At 72.6% G+C, this 20,636-nt stretch carries 18 protein-coding genes; 16 read left to right on the top strand and 2 right to left on the bottom strand.

Annotated features, from left to right (window positions below; genetic code table 11):
- The first annotated feature begins 18 nt into the window (after positions 1-18).
- Together ACH4UK_RS08095 and ACH4UK_RS08090 are read left to right on the top strand one after the other, a co-directional pair.
- Positions 19-276, top strand: a complete 258-nt coding sequence (locus ACH4UK_RS08095) for a lasso peptide biosynthesis PqqD family chaperone (protein ID WP_398355172.1) — start codon at positions 19-21, stop codon at positions 274-276.
- Positions 273-710, top strand: coding sequence for a lasso peptide biosynthesis B2 protein (locus ACH4UK_RS08090; protein WP_398355171.1), 438 nt, complete (start codon positions 273-275; stop codon positions 708-710). The genes ACH4UK_RS08095 and ACH4UK_RS08090 overlap by 4 nt, the downstream gene beginning before the upstream one ends.
- Before the next feature lie 92 nt (positions 711-802).
- Here the strand turns inward: ACH4UK_RS08090 and ACH4UK_RS08085 are convergent, their stop codons facing one another.
- Both ACH4UK_RS08085 and ACH4UK_RS08080 read right to left on the bottom strand, forming a co-directional pair.
- Positions 803-1,606 carry an alpha/beta fold hydrolase gene (locus ACH4UK_RS08085; RefSeq protein WP_398355170.1) on the bottom strand — a complete coding sequence of 268 codons (804 nt, stop codon included), beginning with the start codon at positions 1,604-1,606 and terminating at the stop codon, positions 803-805.
- A gap of 74 nt (positions 1,607-1,680) precedes the next feature.
- Complete coding sequence (locus tag ACH4UK_RS08080) at positions 1,681-2,073, bottom strand: DUF427 domain-containing protein (RefSeq protein ID WP_398355168.1); 393 nt, start codon at positions 2,071-2,073, stop codon at positions 1,681-1,683.
- A 106-nt stretch (positions 2,074-2,179) separates the two neighbouring features.
- Here ACH4UK_RS08080 and ACH4UK_RS08075 point away from each other — a divergent pair, with 106 nt between their 5' ends.
- From ACH4UK_RS08075 to ACH4UK_RS08010, 14 genes are all read left to right on the top strand, one after another.
- Positions 2,180-2,719 (top strand): TIGR00730 family Rossman fold protein, encoded by a 540-nt coding sequence (locus tag ACH4UK_RS08075; RefSeq protein ID WP_398355167.1) that lies wholly within the window; start codon positions 2,180-2,182, stop codon positions 2,717-2,719.
- Between the two features lie 52 nt (positions 2,720-2,771).
- A complete protein-coding gene (locus ACH4UK_RS08070; RefSeq protein ID WP_398355166.1) occupies positions 2,772-3,461 on the top strand; it encodes an SDR family oxidoreductase in 690 nt (229 codons plus the stop codon).
- A 45-nt stretch (positions 3,462-3,506) separates the two neighbouring features.
- Positions 3,507-4,535 (top strand): methionine synthase, encoded by a 1,029-nt coding sequence (locus tag ACH4UK_RS08065; protein WP_398355165.1) that lies wholly within the window; start codon positions 3,507-3,509, stop codon positions 4,533-4,535.
- A 32-nt stretch (positions 4,536-4,567) separates the two neighbouring features.
- A complete protein-coding gene (gene ligA, locus ACH4UK_RS08060) occupies positions 4,568-6,799 on the top strand; it encodes an NAD-dependent DNA ligase LigA (protein ID WP_398355163.1) in 2,232 nt (743 codons plus the stop codon).
- Between the two features lie 349 nt (positions 6,800-7,148).
- Positions 7,149-9,323, top strand: coding sequence for a putative bifunctional diguanylate cyclase/phosphodiesterase (locus tag ACH4UK_RS08055; protein WP_398355162.1), 2,175 nt, complete (start codon positions 7,149-7,151; stop codon positions 9,321-9,323).
- 171 nt (positions 9,324-9,494) lie between these two features.
- Positions 9,495-9,791, top strand: coding sequence for an Asp-tRNA(Asn)/Glu-tRNA(Gln) amidotransferase subunit GatC (gatC, locus tag ACH4UK_RS08050; protein ID WP_003966094.1), 297 nt, complete (start codon positions 9,495-9,497; stop codon positions 9,789-9,791).
- A gap of 5 nt (positions 9,792-9,796) precedes the next feature.
- Positions 9,797-11,299, top strand: coding sequence for an Asp-tRNA(Asn)/Glu-tRNA(Gln) amidotransferase subunit GatA (gene gatA / locus ACH4UK_RS08045; RefSeq protein WP_398355161.1), 1,503 nt, complete (start codon positions 9,797-9,799; stop codon positions 11,297-11,299).
- A 5-nt stretch (positions 11,300-11,304) separates the two neighbouring features.
- The gene (locus tag ACH4UK_RS08040; protein WP_164609992.1) at positions 11,305-11,538 is read left to right on the top strand and encodes a hypothetical protein; all 234 of its coding nucleotides are present in this window, start codon (positions 11,305-11,307) and stop codon (positions 11,536-11,538) included.
- A gap of 16 nt (positions 11,539-11,554) precedes the next feature.
- Complete coding sequence (gene gatB / locus ACH4UK_RS08035; protein ID WP_398355159.1) at positions 11,555-13,063, top strand: Asp-tRNA(Asn)/Glu-tRNA(Gln) amidotransferase subunit GatB; 1,509 nt, start codon at positions 11,555-11,557, stop codon at positions 13,061-13,063.
- A gap of 177 nt (positions 13,064-13,240) precedes the next feature.
- On the top strand, positions 13,241-14,500 hold the full coding sequence (locus ACH4UK_RS08030; RefSeq protein ID WP_398355705.1) for an SLC13 family permease: 1,260 nt from the start codon (positions 13,241-13,243) through the stop codon (positions 14,498-14,500).
- A gap of 133 nt (positions 14,501-14,633) precedes the next feature.
- A complete protein-coding gene (locus ACH4UK_RS08025) occupies positions 14,634-16,742 on the top strand; it encodes a phosphocholine-specific phospholipase C (RefSeq protein WP_398355158.1) in 2,109 nt (702 codons plus the stop codon).
- 203 nt (positions 16,743-16,945) lie between these two features.
- A complete protein-coding gene (locus ACH4UK_RS08020; RefSeq protein ID WP_398355156.1) occupies positions 16,946-19,201 on the top strand; it encodes an MMPL family transporter in 2,256 nt (751 codons plus the stop codon).
- Positions 19,179-19,736 carry a GNAT family N-acetyltransferase gene (locus ACH4UK_RS08015; RefSeq protein WP_398355155.1) on the top strand — a complete coding sequence of 186 codons (558 nt, stop codon included), beginning with the start codon at positions 19,179-19,181 and terminating at the stop codon, positions 19,734-19,736. The genes ACH4UK_RS08020 and ACH4UK_RS08015 overlap by 23 nt, the downstream gene beginning before the upstream one ends.
- Positions 19,737-19,795: 59 nt before the next feature.
- Positions 19,796-20,485: a hypothetical protein gene (locus ACH4UK_RS08010; RefSeq protein ID WP_398355154.1), complete on the top strand. Its 690-nt coding sequence runs from the start codon at positions 19,796-19,798 to the stop codon at positions 20,483-20,485.
- Positions 20,486-20,636: the final 151 nt, after the last annotated feature.

Raw genomic sequence — 20,636 nt, 5'->3', positions numbered from 1 at the left:
CCGGAAGAAAGGAATGCGATGAAGCTGCGCAACCGCCCCTATCTCACCGTCACCCAGACCGAATACGGTGCGGTCCTGCTGGACACCAAGACCGGCCAGTACTGGCAGATGAACCCCAGCGCCGCCGCCGCGGCCCAGGCCCTGCTGGACGGCGGCGACGCCGCTGACGCCGTCCGCAGCGTCACCGAGCAGTTCGACGTGGACGAGGCGCGCGCGGCCGACGACGTACGGGCCCTGATCGAGGCCATGCGCTCCGCCGGGGTGGTCCAGGAATGAGCATCGACGTCGCCCTGGCGCGCGACCGCACCAGACGGCCGCTGCGGCTGCGACTGCTCACCCGGCTGGCCATCTGCACGGCCCGGCCGCTGGCCCTGCTCAAACCCCACCTGCTGACCCGTGTGCTCACCCGGCTCAGCCGGGGTGCCGCGCCCGCGAGCAGCGCGCAGGCCCATGCCGCCCGCAGCTCCGTCCTCGCCGCCAGCCTCGGCCTCAACGGCCTGCGCTCCTGCCTGCCGCGCTCGGTCTCCATCACCCTGCTCTGCCGCCTCCAGGGCGTCTGGCCGACCTGGTGCGTCGGGGTGCGGGCGGCACCGCCCTTCGCCGCGCATGCCTGGGTCGAGGCGGGCGGCGAACTGATCGGCGAACGGGGCCGCCCCGAGAGTTTCGCCCGCCTGATCGCCGTGCCGCCGCGTGACGGGACGAAGAGCTGACGGTTCGCCAGGTCACCGTGTCCGGGGCGGGCGCCGGGCCCCGGGCCGCGCCCGGTTCGGGCGGACGCCCCGGACGTCTCGCGAGATCCGCCTCACGACGCCTGTCGGTACGCGTACACATCCCTGGCGAAGAAGCCCGCCAGCACCGGGGCGATCACCTGGGGCGCCACCTCGCGCACCTGGCCCGTCAGGGTGCGGTGCCGACTGCGCGGCAGGGCCTCGGCGAGCGTCCGGGTCGCCGCGCGCGCGGGGGCGCTGCTGAAGCCGCCGCAGATCACCAGCGTCCGGGCGGCGACGGCCGCGAACCGCTCGACCGGGATCGCCCCGTTGCCCAACAGGGCGTCGTCGTACGCCAGCGTGTGCGCCCTCGCCTCCAGCTCCGCCCACACCGGGGTGCGCCGCATCCGGGCGGCGGTCTCCTCCGCGACGCCCGTCATCGACAGGAACAGCTCCACCGCCCCGCCCCGGTCCCCGGCCGCCAGCAGCCGGTGCAGCCGGACCGTGCAGCGGGCCTTGAACAGCAGGCCGGACGTGCCCGGCGTGTAGGGCGGCTCGTACACGGCGAGCAGCTCCACGGGCAGCCCGGCGGCCGCCGCCTCCAGAGCCAGCGCCCCGCCCGACGACATCCCGAAGACCGAGGCGCCCGGCCCGGCCGCACCGACGACGGCGGCCAGATCCTCGACCTCCCGCGCCACGTCGTGGCGCCCGGCGTCACCGCTGGCGCCCCGGCCCCGGCGGTCGTAGGTGAGCACCGTGAAACGCGGGGCCAGCAGGGCGGCCAGCGGTGCGTCGGTCGCCGCGGCGCTCAGCGCCCCGCCGACCAGCACCAGCGGCGGCCCCTCGCCCTGGCGGCGGTAAGCGATCGGGGTGCCGTCGGCGGAGAGAATCCTGTCCATGGGAGAGGAGACCGGAGCGGTGCGGAAAACTCATCGTTCCGCCGGAAGAAATCTTGGAGAAGACGAAACGGCGGTCAGCCGGCCGGTGTTCCCGGCGCTGCTGCCCCCGTCTCCGAGGCCGTCTCCGAGGCCGTCCCCGGCACCGTCTCCGTGGCGTAGAAGCAGAAGTGGTCCTTGATCGCGGCGACTTCGGGTTTCGGGTCCGGGTAGGCCCAGACGAGATCGGCGGCCCCGGGCAGTGACCAGTAGGAGGCGTCCCCCTTGAACGGGCAGTGGGTGCTGGTGTCGGACGGGCCGAGCAGCTCGGTGCGGACGTCCTCGGGCGGCAGGTAGTAGCGGACCGGACAGCCGGTCTCGCGGAGCACGAGCGGGCGGCGGCTCTCGGCCAGCACCTGTCCCTCGTGCACCACCCGGACGTGCTCGGTGCCCGGCTCGACGGTGATGCGGTGTCCTCGCGTGGCAGTCATGCCTCTCTCAGCGGCGTACGGGCCCGGAATCTTCCCGACACCGCGGCGCCGGCCGGAATCCTCCCCGGAACGGGGGACGGTCCGGGGCGGGTCGTACCGTTGCCCCATGAACATCTGCGTCTTCCTCTCCGCCGCCGACCTCGACGACCGCTACACCGTGCCCGCCCGGGAGTTCGCCGAGCTGCTCGGCAGGGGCGGGCACACCCTCGTCTGGGGCGGATCGGAGAGCGGCCTGATGAAGGTCGTCGCGGACGGCGTGCAGGCGGCGGGCGGGCGGCTCGTGGGCGTCTCGGTCGACTTCCTCGCCGCGAAGGCCAGGGAGAACGCCGACGAGATGGTGATCGCCCGCGACCTCGCGGAGCGCAAGGCGCTCCTCCTGGAGAAGGCCGACGCCGTCGTGATCATGGTCGGCGGGACCGGGACGCTCGACGAGGCCACCGAGATCCTGGAGCTGAAGAAGCACGGCAAGCACACCAAGCCGGTCGTCCTGCTGAACACGGCGGGCTTCTACGACGGGCTCCGCCGGCAGTTCCAGCGCATGGAGGACGAGGGCTTCCTGCCGCTGCCCCTGACCGAACTGGTCTTCTTCGCCAAGGACGGCGTCGGCGCCCTCGCCTACCTGGAGGAGTCCGCCGGTCACCAGTGAGGAAGGGCGTCCGCCGGGCCGCGGTGATCACGGCTCCGCCTAGGATCGCCCCATGTCTACCCACCTCATCACCGGCGCCGGATCCGGCATCGGGGCCGCTGTCGCCCGCCGTCTCCAGGAGCGCGGCGACGACCTCGTCCTGCTCGCCCGCGACGCCGGCCGCGCCAAGGAGTTCGCCGACCGCTACCCGGGCGCGCGCACCCTGGTCGGCGACCTCGGCAACCCCGACCGGCTTTCCTGGGCGTTCGGCCAGCAGTCCATGCCCGAGCGGATCGACACCCTGCTGCACATCGCGGGCGTCGTCGAGCTCGGCGAGGTCGGGGAGCTCACCCCCAAGGCCTGGCACTTCCAGCTCAACGCCAACCTGATCGCCCCCGCCGAGATCACCCGCCTCCTGCTCCCGCAGCTGCGCGTCTCCCAGGGCCAGGTCCTCTTCGTGAACTCCGGCGCCGGGCTCGCCGCCCACGCCGGGTGGAGCGCGTACGCCGCGAGCAAGCACGGCCTCAAGGCGCTCGCCGACTCCCTGCGCCACGAGGAGCACGGCAACGGGGTGCGCGTCACCACCGTCTACCCCGGCCGCACCGCCAGCCCCATGCAGGCCAAGGTGCACCAGCAGGAGGGCAAGGAGTACGACGCGGCCCGCTGGATCGACCCCGAGTCGGTGGCCACCACGATCCTCACGGCGCTCGACCTGCCGCGCGACGCCGAGATCAACGACCTCACCGTCCGCCCCGGCCGCTGACGTCCCGCGGCGCGGGTTCCCCGCCCCGGACCGTAGGCTTCCCGCGTGAGCGAGAAGAGCAAGTTCAGCGGGTGTCCGGCGACCGGCATCGGGTCGATGCCCGGGGGAGACGCGAGGGAGGCGGCGAAGACCGTCACCGGCTCCTTCGCCGACGGCCAGGGCATGCCGTACCTGGCGGAACTGCCCGCGCGCGGGCCCGGCGCCGACATGATCGGCCGGACCGTCGGCCTGCTCGTCGAGATGTACGGACATCTCGAGCCGAGCGGCTGGCGGATCAGCGACCGGCCCGGCCGTGACACCCGCCGAGCCCGCTCCTGGCTGGGGGAGGACCTGGACGCCCTGGAGGAGTTCACCCAGGGGTACGAGGGCCTGCTCAAGGTCCAGGCCGTCGGGCCCTGGACGCTCGCCGCCGGCCTGGAACTGCGCGGCGGGGAAGCCATGCTGGCCGACCCCGGCGCCTGCCGCGACCTGGCCGGATCCCTGGCCGAGGGGCTGCGCGCCCACCTCGCGGACGTCCGCCGCCGGATGCCCGGGGCGCAGGTCGTCCTCCAGCTGGACGAACCCTCCCTGACCGCCGTCCTGCTGGGCCGGGTCCGCTCCGCCAGCGGCTACCGCACCTACCGCGCCGTGGACCGCCAGGTCGTCGAGGCGACCCTGCGCGAGGTCCTCGCCGTCGCCGGCGAGGACGGGACGACGCTCGTCCACTCCTGCGCTGCGGAGGTGCCGTTCGCGCTGCTGCGCCGGGCCGGCGCCGACGGCATCTCGTTCGACTTCTCCCTGCTCACCGAGCGTGAGGAGGAGGCGATCGGGGAAGCCGTCGAAGGCGGTACCCACCTCTTCCTCGGCGTGCTGCCCTCCACCGACGCCGCCTCGGACGGATTGTCGGACCCGGGCGGTAGCGTCAGGGGAGTCAGGACGCTGTGGAGCAGGTTGGGGCTGAATCCGGGGACTCTCGCCGAGTCCGTCGCGATCACCCCGTCGTGCGGTCTCGCGGGGGCGTCGCCCGCCTACGCCCGCACCGCGCTCGCCCACAGCGCCCGAGCGGCGAGGTCGCTCGCGGACAACCCTGAGTGACGGGGACGACGGGCAAACGGGAGGACGGGACGATGGCCGGCGAACAGCGGGTAGAGCAGGAGAGCACGGTCGCGGCGGACGTGCGGGAGCAGCACGCGCTGCTGGCCGAGCAGCTTGAGGAGCACCGCTTCCGCTACTACGTGAAGGACCAGCCGGTCGTCAGCGACGGCGAGTTCGACCGGCTGATGCGCGCGCTGGAGGCCCTGGAGGAGGAGCACCCGGCGCTGCGCACCCCGGACTCCCCGACGCAGAAGGTCGCCGGGCCCTACCGCACGGAGTTCACCTCCGTCGAGCACCGCGAGCGCATGCTCTCCCTGGACAATGCCTTCGACGACGAGGAGCTGGCCGCCTGGGCGGACCGGGTCGCCAAGGACGTCGGCACGCCCGGCCACCACTTCCTGTGCGAGCTCAAGGTCGACGGCCTCGCCGTCAACCTCACCTATGAGCACGGCCGCCTCACCCGGGCGGCGACCCGCGGCGACGGCCGCACCGGCGAGGACATCACCCCCAACGTCCGCACGATCGCCGAGATCCCGCACCGCCTGAAGGGCGAGCACATCCCGGCGCTCGTCGAGATCCGCGGCGAGGTCTTCTTCCCCATGGAGGACTTCGAGGAGCTGAACGCCCGGCTGGTCGCCGCCGACGACAAGCCCTTCGCCAACCCGCGCAACGCGGCGGCCGGTTCCCTGCGCCAGAAGGACCCCAAGGTCACCGCCACCCGCCCGCTGCACATGGTGGTGCACGGCATCGGCGCCCACGAGGGCCTGAGCATCGACCGCCTCTCCGGGGCCTACGAGCTGCTCCACGGCTGGGGCCTGCCCACCGCCCAGCACAACAAGGTCGTCGACTCCCTCGCCGGCGTACGGGAGTTCATCGCGTACTTCGGCGAGCACCGGCACTCCGTGGAGCACGAGATCGACGGGGTCGTCGTCAAGCTCGACGAGATCCCGCTCCAGGGGCGCCTGGGCTCCACCTCGCGCGCCCCGCGCTGGGCCATCGCCTGGAAGTACGCCCCCGAAGAGGTCAACACCAAGCTGGTCAACATCCGCGTCGGCGTCGGCCGCACCGGCCGCGTCACCCCCTACGCCCAGGTCGAGCCGGTCGAAGTGGCCGGTTCCGAGGTCGAGTTCGCCACCCTGCACAACCAGAACGTGGTCCGGGCCAAGGGCGTCCTCATCGGCGACACCGTCGTCATCCGCAAGGCGGGCGAGGTCATTCCCGAGATCCTCGGCCCCGTCGTCGATCTGCGCGACGGCACCGAGAAGGCCTTCGAGATGCCGACCCACTGCCCCGAGTGCGGGACGGAGCTGCGGCCGATGAAGGAGGCCGACATCGACCTCCGCTGCCCCAACGCCCGCACCTGCCCGGCCCAGTTGCGCGAGCGGGTCTTCTACCTCGCCGGGCGCAAGAGCCTGGACATCGACTACTTCGGCTATGTGGCCGCCGCCGCCCTGACCCGTCCGCTGGAGCCCGCCGAGCCCGTCCTCAGGGACGAGAGCGACCTGTTCTCCCTCACCGTCGACCAGCTGTTGCCGATCCGGGCGTACGTCCTGGACCAGGACAGCGGGCTGCCCAAGCGCGACCCGAAGACCGGCGAGGAGAAGATCGCGACGGTCTTCGCCAACCAGCAGGGCGAGCCGAAGAAGAACGCCCTCGCCATGCTGGAGGGCATCGCCGCCGCCAAGGATGCCCCGCTCGCCCGGATCCTCACCGGGCTCTCCATCCGGCATGTGGGCCCGGTCGCCGCCCAGGAGCTGGCCCGTCAGTTCCGTTCCATCGAGCGGATCGACGAGGCGAGCGAGGAGGAGCTGGCCGCCGCCGACGGCGTCGGGCCGACCATCGCCGCCTCCGTCAAGCAGTGGTTCGCCGAGGACTGGCACCGCGAGATCCTGCGCAAGTGGCGCGAGGCCGGCGTGCGGATGGCGGACGAGGGATCCGACGAGGAGGAGGGCCCCCGCCCCCTCGAAGGACTCACCGTCGTCGTCACCGGCACCCTCGCCGGCCACACCCGCGACGGCGCGAAGGAAGCGCTCCAGGCCCTCGGCGCGAAGGTCGCCGGATCGGTGTCGAAGAAGACCGCCTTCGTGGTCGTCGGCGACAACCCCGGCTCCAAGTACGACAAGGCGATGCAGCTGAAGGTGCCCGTGCTGGACGAGGACGGATTCGCGATTCTGCTCGAACAGGGACCCGAACGTGCCAAGGAGGCGGCCCTGCCCGTCCCGGAAGCCGCGCCCGCGACCGGCCCGGGGGACAGCGGGGAGTAACCGCCGCCGGGCCGCCGTTCGCCCACCGTTCTCCGGATCGAGACGCCTTCGAGACGCTGCCCTCGGCGTGGCGCGCCCCGAGCGGGGAAGGAAACGGGGCAGAGGGGTGAAGAAGGGTCGGCCGGTCCCCGAACGGCCCTCCAGCACCACCCGTTCGGTGCACTAGCAGATGGTGACGGGTGGTCGGTTCGCATTCGGGCAAGAGCTGTAGAGCGCTGCCCCTGGAAGCCTTTCGCGGCCTACTGTTGAGAGGTGCGCCTTTCCGGCACGGCCGCTCGACCGGGCCGTGGCGCCATGGGAGCGGGCGCCACCGAGGGCCATCGGCACCGCCGGCTGTGAGAGGGACGGAATGAAACCGACCGAGAGCGCCGCCCCGGTGTCGCGGCTGCAGGGTTTCGTCGGCCTCACGCCGCCTGTGGGCGCCGCCGTCGTGGGGATCGCCGCGTTACTGCTGGCGGTCGGGTCCTACCGGACCGTGTCGCAGGGCCACGCGCTCTTCCCGGACGGGGCGGTGGGCTGGTCCCTCGCCGTGCTCACCGGGATCATCGTCGGCCATCTGGTGGCGCTCGGCCGCGACCGGTGGTGGGGCGGCACCGGCTCCGGAGCCGCCCTCACCCTCGCGGTGCTGCTGCTGTACGGCTGGCTGCCGGCCGTCCTGGTCAGCCTCGCCGTCGTGGTGCTCGTCGGGACCGCCCGCCGGCACCGCTGGTGGCAGGGGCTGCTGCACGGCGGCGTGGACATGCTGGGCATCGGCGCGGCGGCGCTCGTCCTGGCCGCCTTCGGCGAGGTGCCCACCGTCGAGGAACCCTGGCAGCCACTCGACTGGGGCATCGCGGCCGTCCCGGAACTGCTCCTGACGGCGTCGACGTATCTGCTCGTCACCCGGGTCCTGCTGTGGTACGCCCAGGCCCCGCACAACGGCGGGCTGCCCACCATCGCCCGTACGGCGATGCTGCGGCAGGGGCTCGTGGCCGTCGCGCTCCTCGGGCTCGCCCCGCTGATCTGCGCCGTCGCGATGTCCATGCCCGTCCTGCTGCCGCTCTTCGCGGTGCCCCTGATCGCCCTGGACTCCACGCTCTGGATCGCCCGCGCCCGCGCCGAGGAGCAGCTGCGCGACCCGCTCACCGGGCTGCCCAACCGTCAGTGGCTGCTGGAGCGGACCTGGTCGGCGCTGGAGGACGCGGAGAGCATCGGCACCCGCTCGGCCCTGGTCCTGATCGACCTGGACCGCTTCCGCGCGGTCAACGACACCCTGGGCCACCTGGCCGGCGACCGGCTGCTGCTGCAGATAGCGGAGCGCCTGCGGCTCGCCCTGCCGCGCGGTGCCGAGGCGGCCCGGCTCGGCGGCGACGAGTTCGCCGTCCTGCTGCCGCACACCGACTCGACCACGAGCGCCCAGCAGGTCGCCCGCCATCTCGTCGCCGAGCTGTCCTCGCCGCTCGACCTCGACGGACTGGTGCTCGTCCTGGAGGCCAGCGCCGGGGTCGCGGTCTACCCGGACCACGCCCTGGACGCCGAGGGCCTGCTGCGCCGCGCGGACGTCGCGATGTACCAGGCCAAGCGGGACCGCACGGGCGTGGAGGTCTACGAGTCCAAGCGGGACAGCAACACCCCCGACCGGCTCGGGCTCCTCGGCGACCTGCGCCGGGCGCTGGACGCGAGCGAGGTCGAGCTGCACTACCAGCCCAAGGTCCGCTTCGACGGGCAGGTGGCCGGTCTGGAGGCGCTGGTGCGCTGGGTGCACCCCGAGCGCGGCCGGGTCCCCCCGGACGAGTTCATCGCCATCGCCGAGTCCTCCGGCCTGATGCCGCACCTCACGGAGTACGTCCTGGAGACGGCGCTGGCCCAGGTGGCCCGCTGGCGGGCGCAGGGCCTGTTCGTGCCCGTGGCGGTCAACGTCTCCCCGCGCGACGTCCACACCCCCGGTTTCGCGGGGAGCGTCGCCGCCCGCCTCGCCCGGCACGGCGTGCCCGCGGGAGCGCTCCAACTCGAGATCACCGAGCATGTGCTGCTGGAGGATCCGCAGCGCGCCGCCGACACCCTGGCCGGGCTCACCGCGCACGGCGTGAAGATGTCCCTCGACGACTTCGGCACCGGCTACTCCTCCCTGGTCCACCTGCGCAGACTTCCGGTCAGCGAGCTGAAGATCGACCGGTCCTTCGTGGCCCGGCTGGCCGTCGACCACGAGGACGCGGAGATCGTCCGCTGCACGATCGACCTCGCCCACTCGCTGGGCCTGGTCGTGGTCGCCGAGGGGGTCGAGGACGACGAGACGTGGGAGCGGTTGCGGGACCTGGGATGCGACGCGGTGCAGGGCTGGCTGGTGGCGGCCGCGATGCCGCCCCAGGAGACGACGGCCTGGCTGCGGGCGCGCGGCGAGCACGGCTGGCGGCGGCCCGCGGAGCTGAAGGCCCAGGCGGCGGCCGCCGCGGCCGCCGGTTCGGCGACCGGCTCCCTGAACGCGTCGCTGAACGGCGCGGTGAACGGCGCCGTGAACAGCGCGGCGGAGACCGAGAGCCCCTGAGAGCCGCCCCTTCGAACGCCTCCCGTGAGCCCCGGGCCCCGGCCCGGGGCTCACCCCTTTCCGGTCCCCGGGACCCGGAAAGACGTAGCCCGATCGGGGTGGGGCACCCGCTCCCGGGAGACCCCATAGGATTGGGCTCAAAACCACACACCAACCCCTGAGGATCGCTGCATGCCTGGCATCACGCGCGAGGAGGTCGCCCACCTCGCCCGGCTGGCGCGTCTGGAGCTGAAGGGCGAAGAGCTCGATCACTTCGCCGGTCAGCTCGACGACATCATCGGCGCGGTCGCCCGCGTCTCCGAGGTCGCCGACCAAGACGTACCGCCGACCTCCCACCCGCTGCCGCTGACCAACGTCATGCGCGCGGACGAGGTCCGTCCGTCGCTCACCCCCGCGCAGGCGCTCTCCGGCGCCCCGGCCCAGGAGCAGCAGCGTTTCAAGGTGCCGCAGATCCTGGGGGAGGACTAACCGCCATGACGGACATCAGCACCATCATCAAGCTCACCGCGGCCGAGATCGCCGGGAGGATCGCCTCCGGCGAGCTGACCGCCGTCGAGGTCACCGAGGCCCACCTGGCCCGGATCGACGCGATCGACGAGAAGGTCCACGCCTTCCTGCACATCGACCGCGAAGGCGCGCTCGCCCAGGCCCGTGCCGTGGACGCGAAGCGGGAGGCGGGCGAGAAGCTCGGCCCGCTGGCCGGCGTTCCGCTCGCGCTGAAGGACATCTTCACCACCAAGGACATGCCGACCACCGTCGGTTCCAAGATCCTTGAGGGCTGGGTCCCGCCGTACGACGCCACGCTCACGCAGAAGCTGCGCGCCGCCGACGTCGTCATCCTCGGCAAGACCAACATGGACGAGTTCGCCATGGGGTCCTCCACCGAGAACAGCGCCTACGGTCCCACCGGCAACCCCTGGGACCTCACCCGCATCCCCGGCGGCTCCGGCGGCGGCTCCTCCGCCGCCCTCGCCTCCTACGAGGCCGCGCTCGCCATCGGCACGGACACCGGCGGCTCGATCCGCCAGCCCGCCGCCGTCACCGGCACGGTCGGCGTCAAGCCCACCTACGGCGGCGTCTCGCGCTACGGCATGGTCGCCTTCTCCTCATCCCTGGACCAGGGCGGGCCCTGCGCCCGTACGGTCCTGGACGCGGCGCTGCTGCACGAGGCCATCGCCGGGCACGACCCGTTGGACTCGACCTCCATCGACGCCCCGGTCCCGCCGGTCGTCGAGGCCGCGCGCAACGGCTCCGTACAGGGCATGCGGGTCGGCGTCGTCAAGCAGTTCCGCGGCGAGGGCTACCAGGCCGGTGTGGTCCAGCGCTTCGACGAGTCGGTCGAGCTGCTGAAGTCGCTCGGCGCCACGATCGTCGAGCTGGACTGCCCGTCCTTCGACCTGGCGCTCTCCGCGTACTACCTGATCGCGCCGTCCGAGTGCTCCTCCAACCTGGCCCGCTTCGACGCCATGCGCTACGGCCTGCGGGTCGGCGACGACGGCACGAAGTCGGCCGAGGACGTCACCGCCCTCACCCGCGAGGCCGGCTTCGGCGACGAGGTCAAGCGCCGCATCATCCTGGGCACGTACGCGCTCAGCTCCGGCTACTACGACGCGTACTACGGCTCGGCCCAGAAGGTCCGCACCCTCATCACCCAGGACTTCGAGAAGTCCTTCGAGCAGGTCGACGTGATCGTCTCCCCGACGACCCCGACCACCGCCTTCCCGATCGGCGAGCGCGCCGACGACCCGATGGCGATGTACCTCGCGGACCTGTGCACCATCCCCACCAACCTGGCCGGCAACTCCGCCATGTCGCTGCCCTGCGGCCTGGCCCCGGAGGACGGTCTGCCGGTCGGACTGCAGATCATCGCCCCCGCCATGAAGGACGACCGGCTCTACAAGGTCGGAGCGGCCGTCGAGGCCGCGTTCGTGGAAAGGTGGGGGCACCCGCTGCTTGAGGAGGCTCCGTCGCTGTGAGTGCCATGGCAAAGAAGGCCAAGAACTTCAAGAAGTCCAAGACGGGCGCGTACATCGCGATCGGCAGTACCGCGTTCGGCGCGATCAGTGTCGTGAAGCAGGCGAAGCTCGCCCGCAACGACAACGACATGCTGCGCCTCGTCGACGCGGCCGTCTCGGCGGCCGCCATCGTCACCGGACTCGCGATCCTCTATCGCGAACTGAAGCGTCTCGGCGACGACGACGTTCTGCTGGGCTGAGAGGGAAAGTTTCACCGTGACTGTCACTGACCTGGTGTCGTACGAGGACGCGCTCGCGTCCTACGACCCCGTCATGGGCCTCGAAGTCCATGTCGAGCTCGGCACCAAGACCAAGATGTTCTGCGGCTGCTCCACGGAGCTGAAGCAGGACGCCAACTCCCAGACCTGCCCGGTCTGTCTCGGACTGCCCGGCGCGCTGCCGGTCGTCAACGAGATCGGCGTGGAGTCGGCCATCAAGATCGGTCTCGCGCTCAACTGCGAGATCGCCGAGTGGTGCCGCTTCGCCCGGAAGAACTACTTCTATCCGGACATGCCGAAGAACTTCCAGACCTCCCAGTACGACGAGCCGATCGCCTTCAACGGCTATCTGGACGTCCAGCTGGAGGACGGCGAGATCTTCCGGGTGCAGATCGAGCGCGCCCACATGGAGGAGGACACCGGCAAGTCGACGCACGTCGGCGGCGCCACCGGCCGTATCCACGGCGCGTCCCACTCGCTGCTCGACTACAACCGGGCCGGCATCCCGCTCATCGAGATCGTCACCAGGCCGATCGAGGGAGCCGGCGCCCGCGCTCCCGAGGTCGCCAAGGCGTACGTCGCCGAGCTCCGCGAGCTGATCAAGGCTCTCGGGGTCTCCGACGCCCGCATGGAGATGGGCCAGATGCGCTGCGACGTCAACCTGTCGCTGCGCCCGCACGGCCGCGAGGCGTTCGGTACCCGCTCCGAGACGAAGAACGTGAACTCGCTGCGTTCGGTCGAGCGGGCCGCGCGCTTCGAGATCCAGCGGCACGCCGCCGTGCTGTCCTCGGGCGGCACCATCGTGCAGGAGACCCGGCACTTCCACGAGGAGGACGGCTCCACCACGGCCGGCCGCATCAAGGACAACGCCGAGGACTACCGCTACTTCCCCGAGCCGGACCTGGTGCCCGTGGCGCCGGCCCGCGCGTGGGTCGAGGAGCTCCGCAAGGGTCTCCCCGAGCTTCCCCGGCTGCGCCGGGCGCGGCTCAAGGAGGAGTGGGGCGTCACCGAGCACGACATGCAGTCCATCCTCAACGCGGGCGCGGTCGATCTGATCGTCGCCACGACCGAGGTGGGCGCCCCCTCGGACCAGGCCCGCAAGTGGTGGATGGGCGAGCTGGCCCGTAACGCCAACGAGACCGGCCGCGGCCTGGACGAGCTGCCGATCACCCCGGCGCAGGTCGCCCGGGTGGCCGCGCTCGTCGCCGCGGGCGACCTCAACGACAAGCTGGCCCGCCAGGTCATCGAGGGCGTCCTCGCGGGCGAGGGCGACCCGGACACCGTCGTGGAGAAGCGCGGCCTGAAGGTCGTCTCGGACGAGGGCGCGCTGTCCACGGCCGTCGACGAGGCCATCGCGGGCAACGCAGCCATCGCGGACAAGATCCGCGGCGGCAAGGTCGCGGCGGCGGGCGCGCTCGTCGGCGCGGTCATGAAGGCCACCCGCGGCCAGGCCGACGCGGCGCGCGTGCGCGAGTTGATCCTGGAGAAGCTCGGCGTCGAGGGCTGATCGACCCGATCACCACCCGGAGGGGCGGTGCACCCGTAATACGGGGGCGCCGCCCCTTCACCCGTCCGGAGAGTCCCGCCGGAGAGCCCGGCCTGGGAGTCCCGCCGAACACGGCCCCCGTCCGGAGAGCCCCGCCTGAGAGTCCCGCCGAACACGGCCCCCGCCTGAGAGATCCCCCTGAACACCGTCATCGCCGAGCTCGTCTCCTTCGCCCTGCTGCTGGGCGTCCTCGCCTTCGCCGTCCTGCGCCCCCGGGGCCTGCCGGAGGCGACCGTCGCCGTGCCCGCCGCCGTGCTGGCCGTGGCCGTCGGGGCGGTGTCCTGGCCCGAGGCCCGGGAGCAGGTCGGGGAACTGCTGCCGGTCGTGGGCTTCCTCGCCGCGATCCTGGTGCTGGCCCAGCTCTGCGCGGACGAGGGGCTGTTCCGGGCGGCCGGGGACCTGGTGGCGCGCGCCTGCCGGGGGCAGACCGGCCCGTTGCTCGGCGGCGTCTTCGTCGTGGCCTCGCTCATCACCGCCGTCCTCAGCCTGGACGCCACCGTGGTCCTGCTCACTCCGGTGGTCCTCGCCACCGCCGCCCGGGTCGGCGCGCGCCCGCGCCCGTACGTCTACGCCTGCGCGCACCTGGCCAACTCCGCGTCCCTCCTGCTCCCCGTCTCCAACCTCACCAATCTGCTGGCGTTCACCGCGAGCGGTCTCTCCTTCACCCGGTTCGCCGCGCTGATGGCTCTGCCGTGGCTCGCCGCCATCGCCGTCGAGTACGCCGTGTTCCGGCGGGCGTTCCGGGCCGACCTCGCCGCCGGGGCGCACACGCCGGACCCCGGGGCGGAGGGCACCCCCGTCCCCCTCTTCACGCTCGTCGTGCTGGCGCTGACCCTGGCCGGGTTCGTCGTGACCTCGTTCGAGGGGGCCGAGCCGCTGTGGGCGGCGCTGGCGGGGGCGGCCGTGCTGGCCGTCCGGGCACTGGCCAAGCGGGAGACCACGCCGGTCGCCGTCGTCCGCTCGGCCAACCCGCTGTTCTGCCTCTTCGTCCTCGCGCTCGGCGTCGTCGTCAAGGCGGTCGTCGACAACGGGCTCGGCTCCGGGATCGCCGCCCTGCTGCCCGACGGGGACACCCTGCCCGCCCTGCTCGGCGTCGCCGTCGTCGCGGCGCTGCTCGCCAACCTGATCAACAACCTGCCCGCGATCCTCGCCCTGCTGCCGATCGTCGCGGCGGCCGGGCCCGGACCGCTGCTCGCCGCCCTGATCGGGGTGAACCTCGGGCCGAACCTCACGTACGTCGGGTCGCTGGCCACGCTCCTGTGGCGGCGCATCCTGCACGCCCACGGGGACACCCCCGAGCTCGGCCACTTCACCCGGCTGGGGCTCGCGACGGTACCGGCGACGCTCCTCGCCGCCACGCTCGCGCTCTGGGCGTCGCTGCACCTCATCGGGGTGTGAGGACGCCGGTACGCGGGGTTGGACTTCCGGTCCGGCCTGTTGGACGTTCACCACCGGGCCGTACCCAGGCCTTCCCGGCGCCACCTGACCTGACTAGCTTCCGGGCTGTAACCACCGGAACCAGGAGGCTCTTTTGACCACGGACATGTCACGGCGACGGCTCTTCGCGCTGGGCGGTGGCGCACTCGGCGCCGCTGCGGCCGGATCGTTCCTGCCGCCGTCGCTCCAGGCGGCCATCGCCGCGCAGCCCGCCCACGCGGGGTCCGGCGGGGGAGGCCTCGGCTCCATCAAGCACGTGGTGATCCTGATGCAGGAGAACCGCTCCTTCGATCACTACTTCGGCACCCTGCGCGGCGTTCGCGGCTTCGGCGACCGCAACGCCATCGAGCTGCCCACCGGCACCACGGTCTTCGAGCAGCCCGGCGCCTCCGGCTCCACCGTCCTGCCCTTCCCGGTGCGCGGGGCGGCCGAGGAGCAGAAGAAGGACCTCCAGTACATCGGCGCCCTCGACCACTCCTGGAACGGCGGGGCGAAGGCCTGGGGCGGCGGCTGGATGAACGGCTGGATCAGCGCCAAGACCGCGGCCACGATGGCGTACTACGACCGCCGCGACATCCCGCTGCACTACGAGCTGGCCGACACCTTCACCGTCTGCGACGCCTACCACTCCTCGATCCACACCTCCACCAGCCCCAACCGCAACCATCTGTGGAGCGGGAAGACCGGCTTCGAGCCGAACGGCGAGCGGGCCGTCGGCAACGACGCGTACAGCGAGGGGACCCACCCCGGCTACGACTGGTCCACCTACGCCGAGCGGCTGGAGGCGGCCGGGCGCAGCTGGCGGACGTACACCGAGTGGGAGAACTTCACCGACAACCAGATCGAGTTCTACGCCACCTTCAAGGCCATCGCCCGCAAGGCGCTCGCCAAGGCCGGCGGTCCCACGTACATGGAAGCCTTCTATGCGCAGGTCCGGGGCGCGTCCGAGGCCGAGCGCGAGCGGCTGCTCGGGCTGCTGGAGGAGGGCGTCGCCACCCTCACCCGGCACGAACGCAGCCTGTTCGAGCGGGGGCTGCGCCGGGTCCCGACCGGGACGCTGGCCGAGGAGTTCGCCCAGGACGTGGCGGCCGGGACGCTTCCCGAGGTCTCCTACCTGGTGCCCTCGGCGATCGACTCCGAGCACCCGAGCGTCTCGTCGCCGGTGCACAGCGCGACCGTCGTCTACAAGATCCTGGACGCCCTCGGCAAGAACCCGGACGTGTGGCGGCACACCGCTGTGCTGATCAACTACGACGAGAACGACGGCTTCTTCGACCATGTGCCGCCGCCCGTCGCACCCTCCGAGGTGACCGACGAGCAGTGGGAGGGCCGGCCCACCGGCCTCGGGATCCGGGTGCCGCTGCTGGTCGTCTCGCCGTGGACCGTCGGCGGGTACGTCTGCTCGGAGGTCTTCGACCACACCTCCGTCATCCGCTTCCTGGAGCGCTGGACCGGCGTGCGGGAACCCAACATCGGCGACTGGCGGCGACGCGTCACCGGCGACCTCACCTCCGCCTTCGACTTCACCCGGGCCCGGCGGCAGCCGGCCGTCGAGCGGCCCGGCGCGATCCCGCCCGTCGCCGGGCGCTGGCAGCCGAGGCCGCCCGCCGTCCAGCGCCTCCCCGAGCAGGAGCCGGGCGCGCGCCCGGCGCGCCCGCTGCCGTACCAGCCCGACGCGCGGGCGAGCCGGTCGGGCGACGCGCTGCGGGTGGACCTCGCCAACACCGGCCGGTCCTCGGCGCACTTCGCGCTGTACCCGTACGCGGGCGAGTTCCCGGCCCCGCAGCACAAGGACGTCCGGGGCGCCGCCCACTGGACCGTTCCGCTGACGGGTCAGGCGTACGCCTTCACGGTCACCGGGCCGAACGGCTTCCGGCGCGAATTCGCCGGACCGGCCGACGGGGGCGCGGAGGTCGCGACCCGCATCGACCACCGCGACCTCGACCTGCACCTCACCCTGCGCAACACCGGCCGCCGGACCCTGACCTTCCTGGTGCGGCCGCTCGGCTACGTCGACGAGGACGACGTGCGGGACTGGACCCGCCGCGTCACGGTCAAGCCGGGCCGCGACCGTACGCTCGTGCACTCGGCGGCCGACGCCCACGGCTGGTACGACCTCGCCGTCACGGCCGAGGGTGAGGACGGCTTCCGGCGGCGGCTCATGGGACACATCGAGAACGGCCGGGCGAGCGTCTCCGGCTGACCGAACCCGGCGGCCGCACCGACGGTCACAGGGCGTGATCCCTCGCGTGTAGGGAACAGATCAAGCCCTGTGACCATGGCCACGAAACGGACAAACGATCACGTTCTGCTGTAAGAGTGGCGGTCTCAGGTCATGAGACGTTTGCGGGCAGATCACGCTATATCTGCGGGTAAAGGTCCACGAACCCGCAGGGAGCTCATCCGTTGGCTGCCATCGCCCGCTGGTGCATCAGGCACCGCCTCGTCGCCCTCCTCATCTGGCTCGCCGCCCTCGGCGGGACCGCCGCAGCGGCGGGCTTCGCGGGGTCGGCGTACTCCAACGACTACGAGGTCCCGGGCACCGAGTCCGGCCGGGCCACCGAGCTCCTCTCGCGGGGCTTCACCGACCTCGGCGGCGACACCGACACCGTCGTCTGGCACACCACCGGCTCCACCGTCCGGGCCGCCGACGTCGAGCAGACCATGACCCGCACGCTCCACGCGATCGAGGAGCTGCCGGGCATCGGCGGGGTCACCGGCCCCTACGCGGGGGCGGGCCCCGGCCAGATCAGCCAGGACGGCCACACCGCCTACGCCACGGTCACCTTCGACCGGCCCGCCGACGAGATCCCCGCCGCCCAGGCCCAGGCTCTCGTCGACACCGCGAAGGGAGCCGAGGCCGACGGGCTCCAGGTCGAGCTGGGCGGCACCGCCGTCGCCCTCACCGAAGCGCCCGCCGTCCACCTCGCCGAGGGCATCGGCGTCGTCGTCGCGGCCCTCGTGCTCTTCCTCGCCTTCGGCTCGCTCGCCGCCAGCCTGCTGCCCATCGCCACCGCCCTCGTCTCCGTGGGCACCGCCTACGCGGGCATCGTGCTGCTGGGCCATCTGATGACGGTGGCCGACTTCGCCCCGATGCTCGGCATGCTCATCGGGCTCGGCGTCGGCATCGACTACGCGCTGTTCATCGTCACGCGGCACCGCAGAGGGCTGAAGCGCGGCATGTCGGTCACGGAGGCGGCACAGAACGCCGTCACGACCACCGGCCGCGCCGTCGTCTTCGCCGGGGCGACCGTCTGCATCGCCCTGCTCGGGATGCTGATCCTGCGGCTCGGCTTCCTCAACGGCGTCGCCATCGCCGCCTCGCTCACCGTCGTCCTCACCGTGCTGGCCTCGGTCACCCTGCTGCCCGCGCTGCTCTCCCTCATCGGGATGCGGGCGCTCAGCCGCCGTGAGCGGCGGCAGCTCGCCGAACACGGGCCGCGGCCCGAGCTGCCCACCGGCTTCGCCGCCCGCTGGTCCGCCTTCGTGGAGCGGCACCCCAAGCTCCTCGGCGGGATCGCGGCCGTCGTCATGCTGGTGCTCGCCCTGCCCGCCCTCGGCCTCCACCTGGGCACATCGGACCAGGGCAACAACCCGGCCGGCGCCACCACCCGGCAGGCCTACGACCTGCTCGCCGACGGCTTCGGCCCCGGCGTCAACGGCCCCCTGACCGTCGCCGCCCAGCTCGACGGCGCGGACGACCGGCTCGCCCTGGACGCGCTCCCCGAGCAGCTGCGCAACACCGAGGGCGTCGCCTCGGTCGGCCCGGTCACGTACAACAGCGCGGGCGACACCGCCTTCCTCACCGTCGTCCCCGACTCGGCGCCCCAGTCGCAGGACACCAGCGAGCTCGTCGACCGGATCCGGGGCGAGGTACTGCCACCGGTCCAGGACAACACCTCGCTGGAGACCCATGTCGGCGGGGTGACGGCGAGCTACGACGACTTCGCCGAGATCATCGTCGGGAAGCTGCCGCTCTTCGTCGGGGTCGTCATCGGACTCGGCTGCCTGCTGCTGCTTCTGGCCTTCCGGTCCATCGGCATCCCGCTCAAGGCCGCCGTGATGAACGTGGCCGCCGTCGCCTCCTCCTTCGGCGTCGTGGTGGCCGTCTTCCAGTGGGGCTGGGGGAGCGAACTGCTCGGCCTCGGCAGCGCCGGGCCCATCGAGCCCTTCCTCCCGGTGATCATGGTCTCGGTCCTCTTCGGCCTCTCCATGGACTACCAGGTCTTCCTGGTCGGCCGGATGTACGAGGAGTGGCTGGAGACCGGCGACAACCGGCGCTCCGTCCGGGTCGGCCTCGCCGAGACCGGCCGGGTGATCAACTCCGCCGCTGTGATCATGATTTCCGTCTTCCTCGCGTTCGTGCTCAGCGGCGACCGGGTCATCGCCATGTTCGGCATCGCGCTGGCCACCGCCGTGGCCCTGGACGCCTTCGTCCTGCGCACCCTGCTGGTGCCCGCCCTGATGCACATGCTCGGCGGGGCGAACTGGTGGCTGCCGGGCTGGCTGGAGCGGCGGCTGCCGCGGATCAGCATCGAGCCGCCCGACTGCGTGCCGCTCCATGCGAAGATCCCCGAGGCACGCGGTACGCAAGAGGGCGCCGGGCCGGTGCCGGCCCGGCCCACCGAGGAGGAGCACGATGTTCGCCATATCCCTGGGTGACGACAAGGCGGAGCTGCGCCCGCTGGAGGTCTGGCAGGCCGAGGAGTTCCTCACCCACATGGACCGGGCCCGGGACCTGATCGACCCCTGGATCCCCTTCGCCTCCTTCGCCACCGACCTGGAATCGGCGCGCGCCCTGCTCCTGAGGTACGCGCAGAAGCAGGCGGCGGACACCGGGCGGCTCTACGGCATCTGGCTGGACGGCACCCTCGTCGGCGGCGTCCTCTTCCGGATCTTCGACGCGGAGTCCGGCAACTGCGAGATCGGGGTGTGGCTGGAGCCCGCCGCCCAGGGCCGGGGATTGATCACCCGCGCCGCCGAGCGCCTGATCGACTGGGCCGTGTACGAGCGCGGCATGCACCGCGTGGAGTGGGACGCCTCCGCCGCGAACACCCGCTCGATCGCGGTGGCCCAGCGGCTCGGCATGACCCGGGACGGGGTGATCCGGCAGAACTACCTCTACCGGGGCGTGCGCCACGACTCCGAGATCTGGTCCGTCCTCGCCCCGGAATGGCGGGCCCGAGCCGGGCGCTGAGCCCCGCCGGGGCCCCGGCGTTAAGCGGGCTCTCATCCGGGCCCCCTAGCGTGCGGCGCATGAACACCACCCCCTCCAAGACGACCCCTGCCACGACGACCCCGCCCGCCGGGACGACCGACCCCGCCGAGGGCACCGTCGACGCCACCACGGAGGAGGCGACCGCGAACGACGCGGCGGCGAAGGACGCGACCGCGAAGGACACGGCGGCGAAGGACCCCCTGGCCAAGGACGCCACCGGTACGCCGTCCGACGCCGCCGACCCCGCAACGGCCTTGGACGACGCCGAGCGGGCCGAGGACGAGGACCTGGAGCCCGACCCCTTCACCGAGGCCCGGCACGGCGTCGGCGCGGGCGCGGCGGCCGTCGTCTCCGCGGCCCTGGGCGTCGTCGCCCTGACCGGTGCGTGGTCCGGCCGGGTCGCCGCCGAGCGCGAGACGCTCATCGGCCAGATCAAGACCTCCGGCGGCGGCAGCGCGTCCCAGCAGATCTCCGAGATCTACGGGGACGCCTGGCACACCACCGCCCTGGTCAACGGCGGCTTCGCCCTGCTGGCCCTGCTCGTCGGCGCCCTCGTCCTGGTCCGCCCCGCCTTCGGCGTCCCCTCCGAGCGGCCGCAGCCCACCTGGGTCCGGGCGGTCGCCGTGGCCGGTGTCGCCCTCGGCGCCCTCGGCGTGCTGATCTCGCTCGGCATGTACTTCGACCTCTTCGCCGCACTGCCCAGCGCGGGCGCCCCGGCCGCCGGCTGACCCCCGGGGGCGAGATCCGCACGGCGGACCCTAAGGCCCCCGCCCACCCCTCGGACACGGGGTGCGCCCGCCTAAGGCCCCCCGTGCGGGGAAGATGCGGAACTCGCCCGATGCGGCGCCCCCTCCTGGCCGACGACAGTGGACACACAGC

It is taken from the genome of Streptomyces sp. NPDC020884, assembly GCF_044333935.1.
Lineage (GTDB): Bacteria > Actinomycetota > Actinomycetes > Streptomycetales > Streptomycetaceae > Streptomyces.
This window is presented reverse-complemented; position numbering and strand designations above follow the sequence as displayed.

Coding starts and splice junctions, on each gene's coding strand:
- ACH4UK_RS08095 (WP_398355172.1), top strand. CDS start 19: ATGAAGCTGCGCAACCGCCCCTATCTCACCGTCACCCAGACCGAATAC.
- ACH4UK_RS08090 (WP_398355171.1), top strand. CDS start 273: ATGAGCATCGACGTCGCCCTGGCGCGCGACCGCACCAGACGGCCGCTG.
- ACH4UK_RS08085 (WP_398355170.1), bottom strand. CDS start 1,606: ATGGACAGGATTCTCTCCGCCGACGGCACCCCGATCGCTTACCGCCGC.
- ACH4UK_RS08080 (WP_398355168.1), bottom strand. CDS start 2,073: ATGACTGCCACGCGAGGACACCGCATCACCGTCGAGCCGGGCACCGAG.
- ACH4UK_RS08075 (WP_398355167.1), top strand. CDS start 2,180: ATGAACATCTGCGTCTTCCTCTCCGCCGCCGACCTCGACGACCGCTAC.
- ACH4UK_RS08070 (WP_398355166.1), top strand. CDS start 2,772: ATGTCTACCCACCTCATCACCGGCGCCGGATCCGGCATCGGGGCCGCT.
- ligA (WP_398355163.1), top strand. CDS start 4,568: ATGGCCGGCGAACAGCGGGTAGAGCAGGAGAGCACGGTCGCGGCGGAC.
- ACH4UK_RS08055 (WP_398355162.1), top strand. CDS start 7,149: ATGAAACCGACCGAGAGCGCCGCCCCGGTGTCGCGGCTGCAGGGTTTC.
- gatC (WP_003966094.1), top strand. CDS start 9,495: ATGCCTGGCATCACGCGCGAGGAGGTCGCCCACCTCGCCCGGCTGGCG.
- gatA (WP_398355161.1), top strand. CDS start 9,797: ATGACGGACATCAGCACCATCATCAAGCTCACCGCGGCCGAGATCGCC.
- ACH4UK_RS08040 (WP_164609992.1), top strand. CDS start 11,305: ATGGCAAAGAAGGCCAAGAACTTCAAGAAGTCCAAGACGGGCGCGTAC.
- ACH4UK_RS08015 (WP_398355155.1), top strand. CDS start 19,179: ATGTTCGCCATATCCCTGGGTGACGACAAGGCGGAGCTGCGCCCGCTG.
- ACH4UK_RS08010 (WP_398355154.1), top strand. CDS start 19,796: ATGAACACCACCCCCTCCAAGACGACCCCTGCCACGACGACCCCGCCC.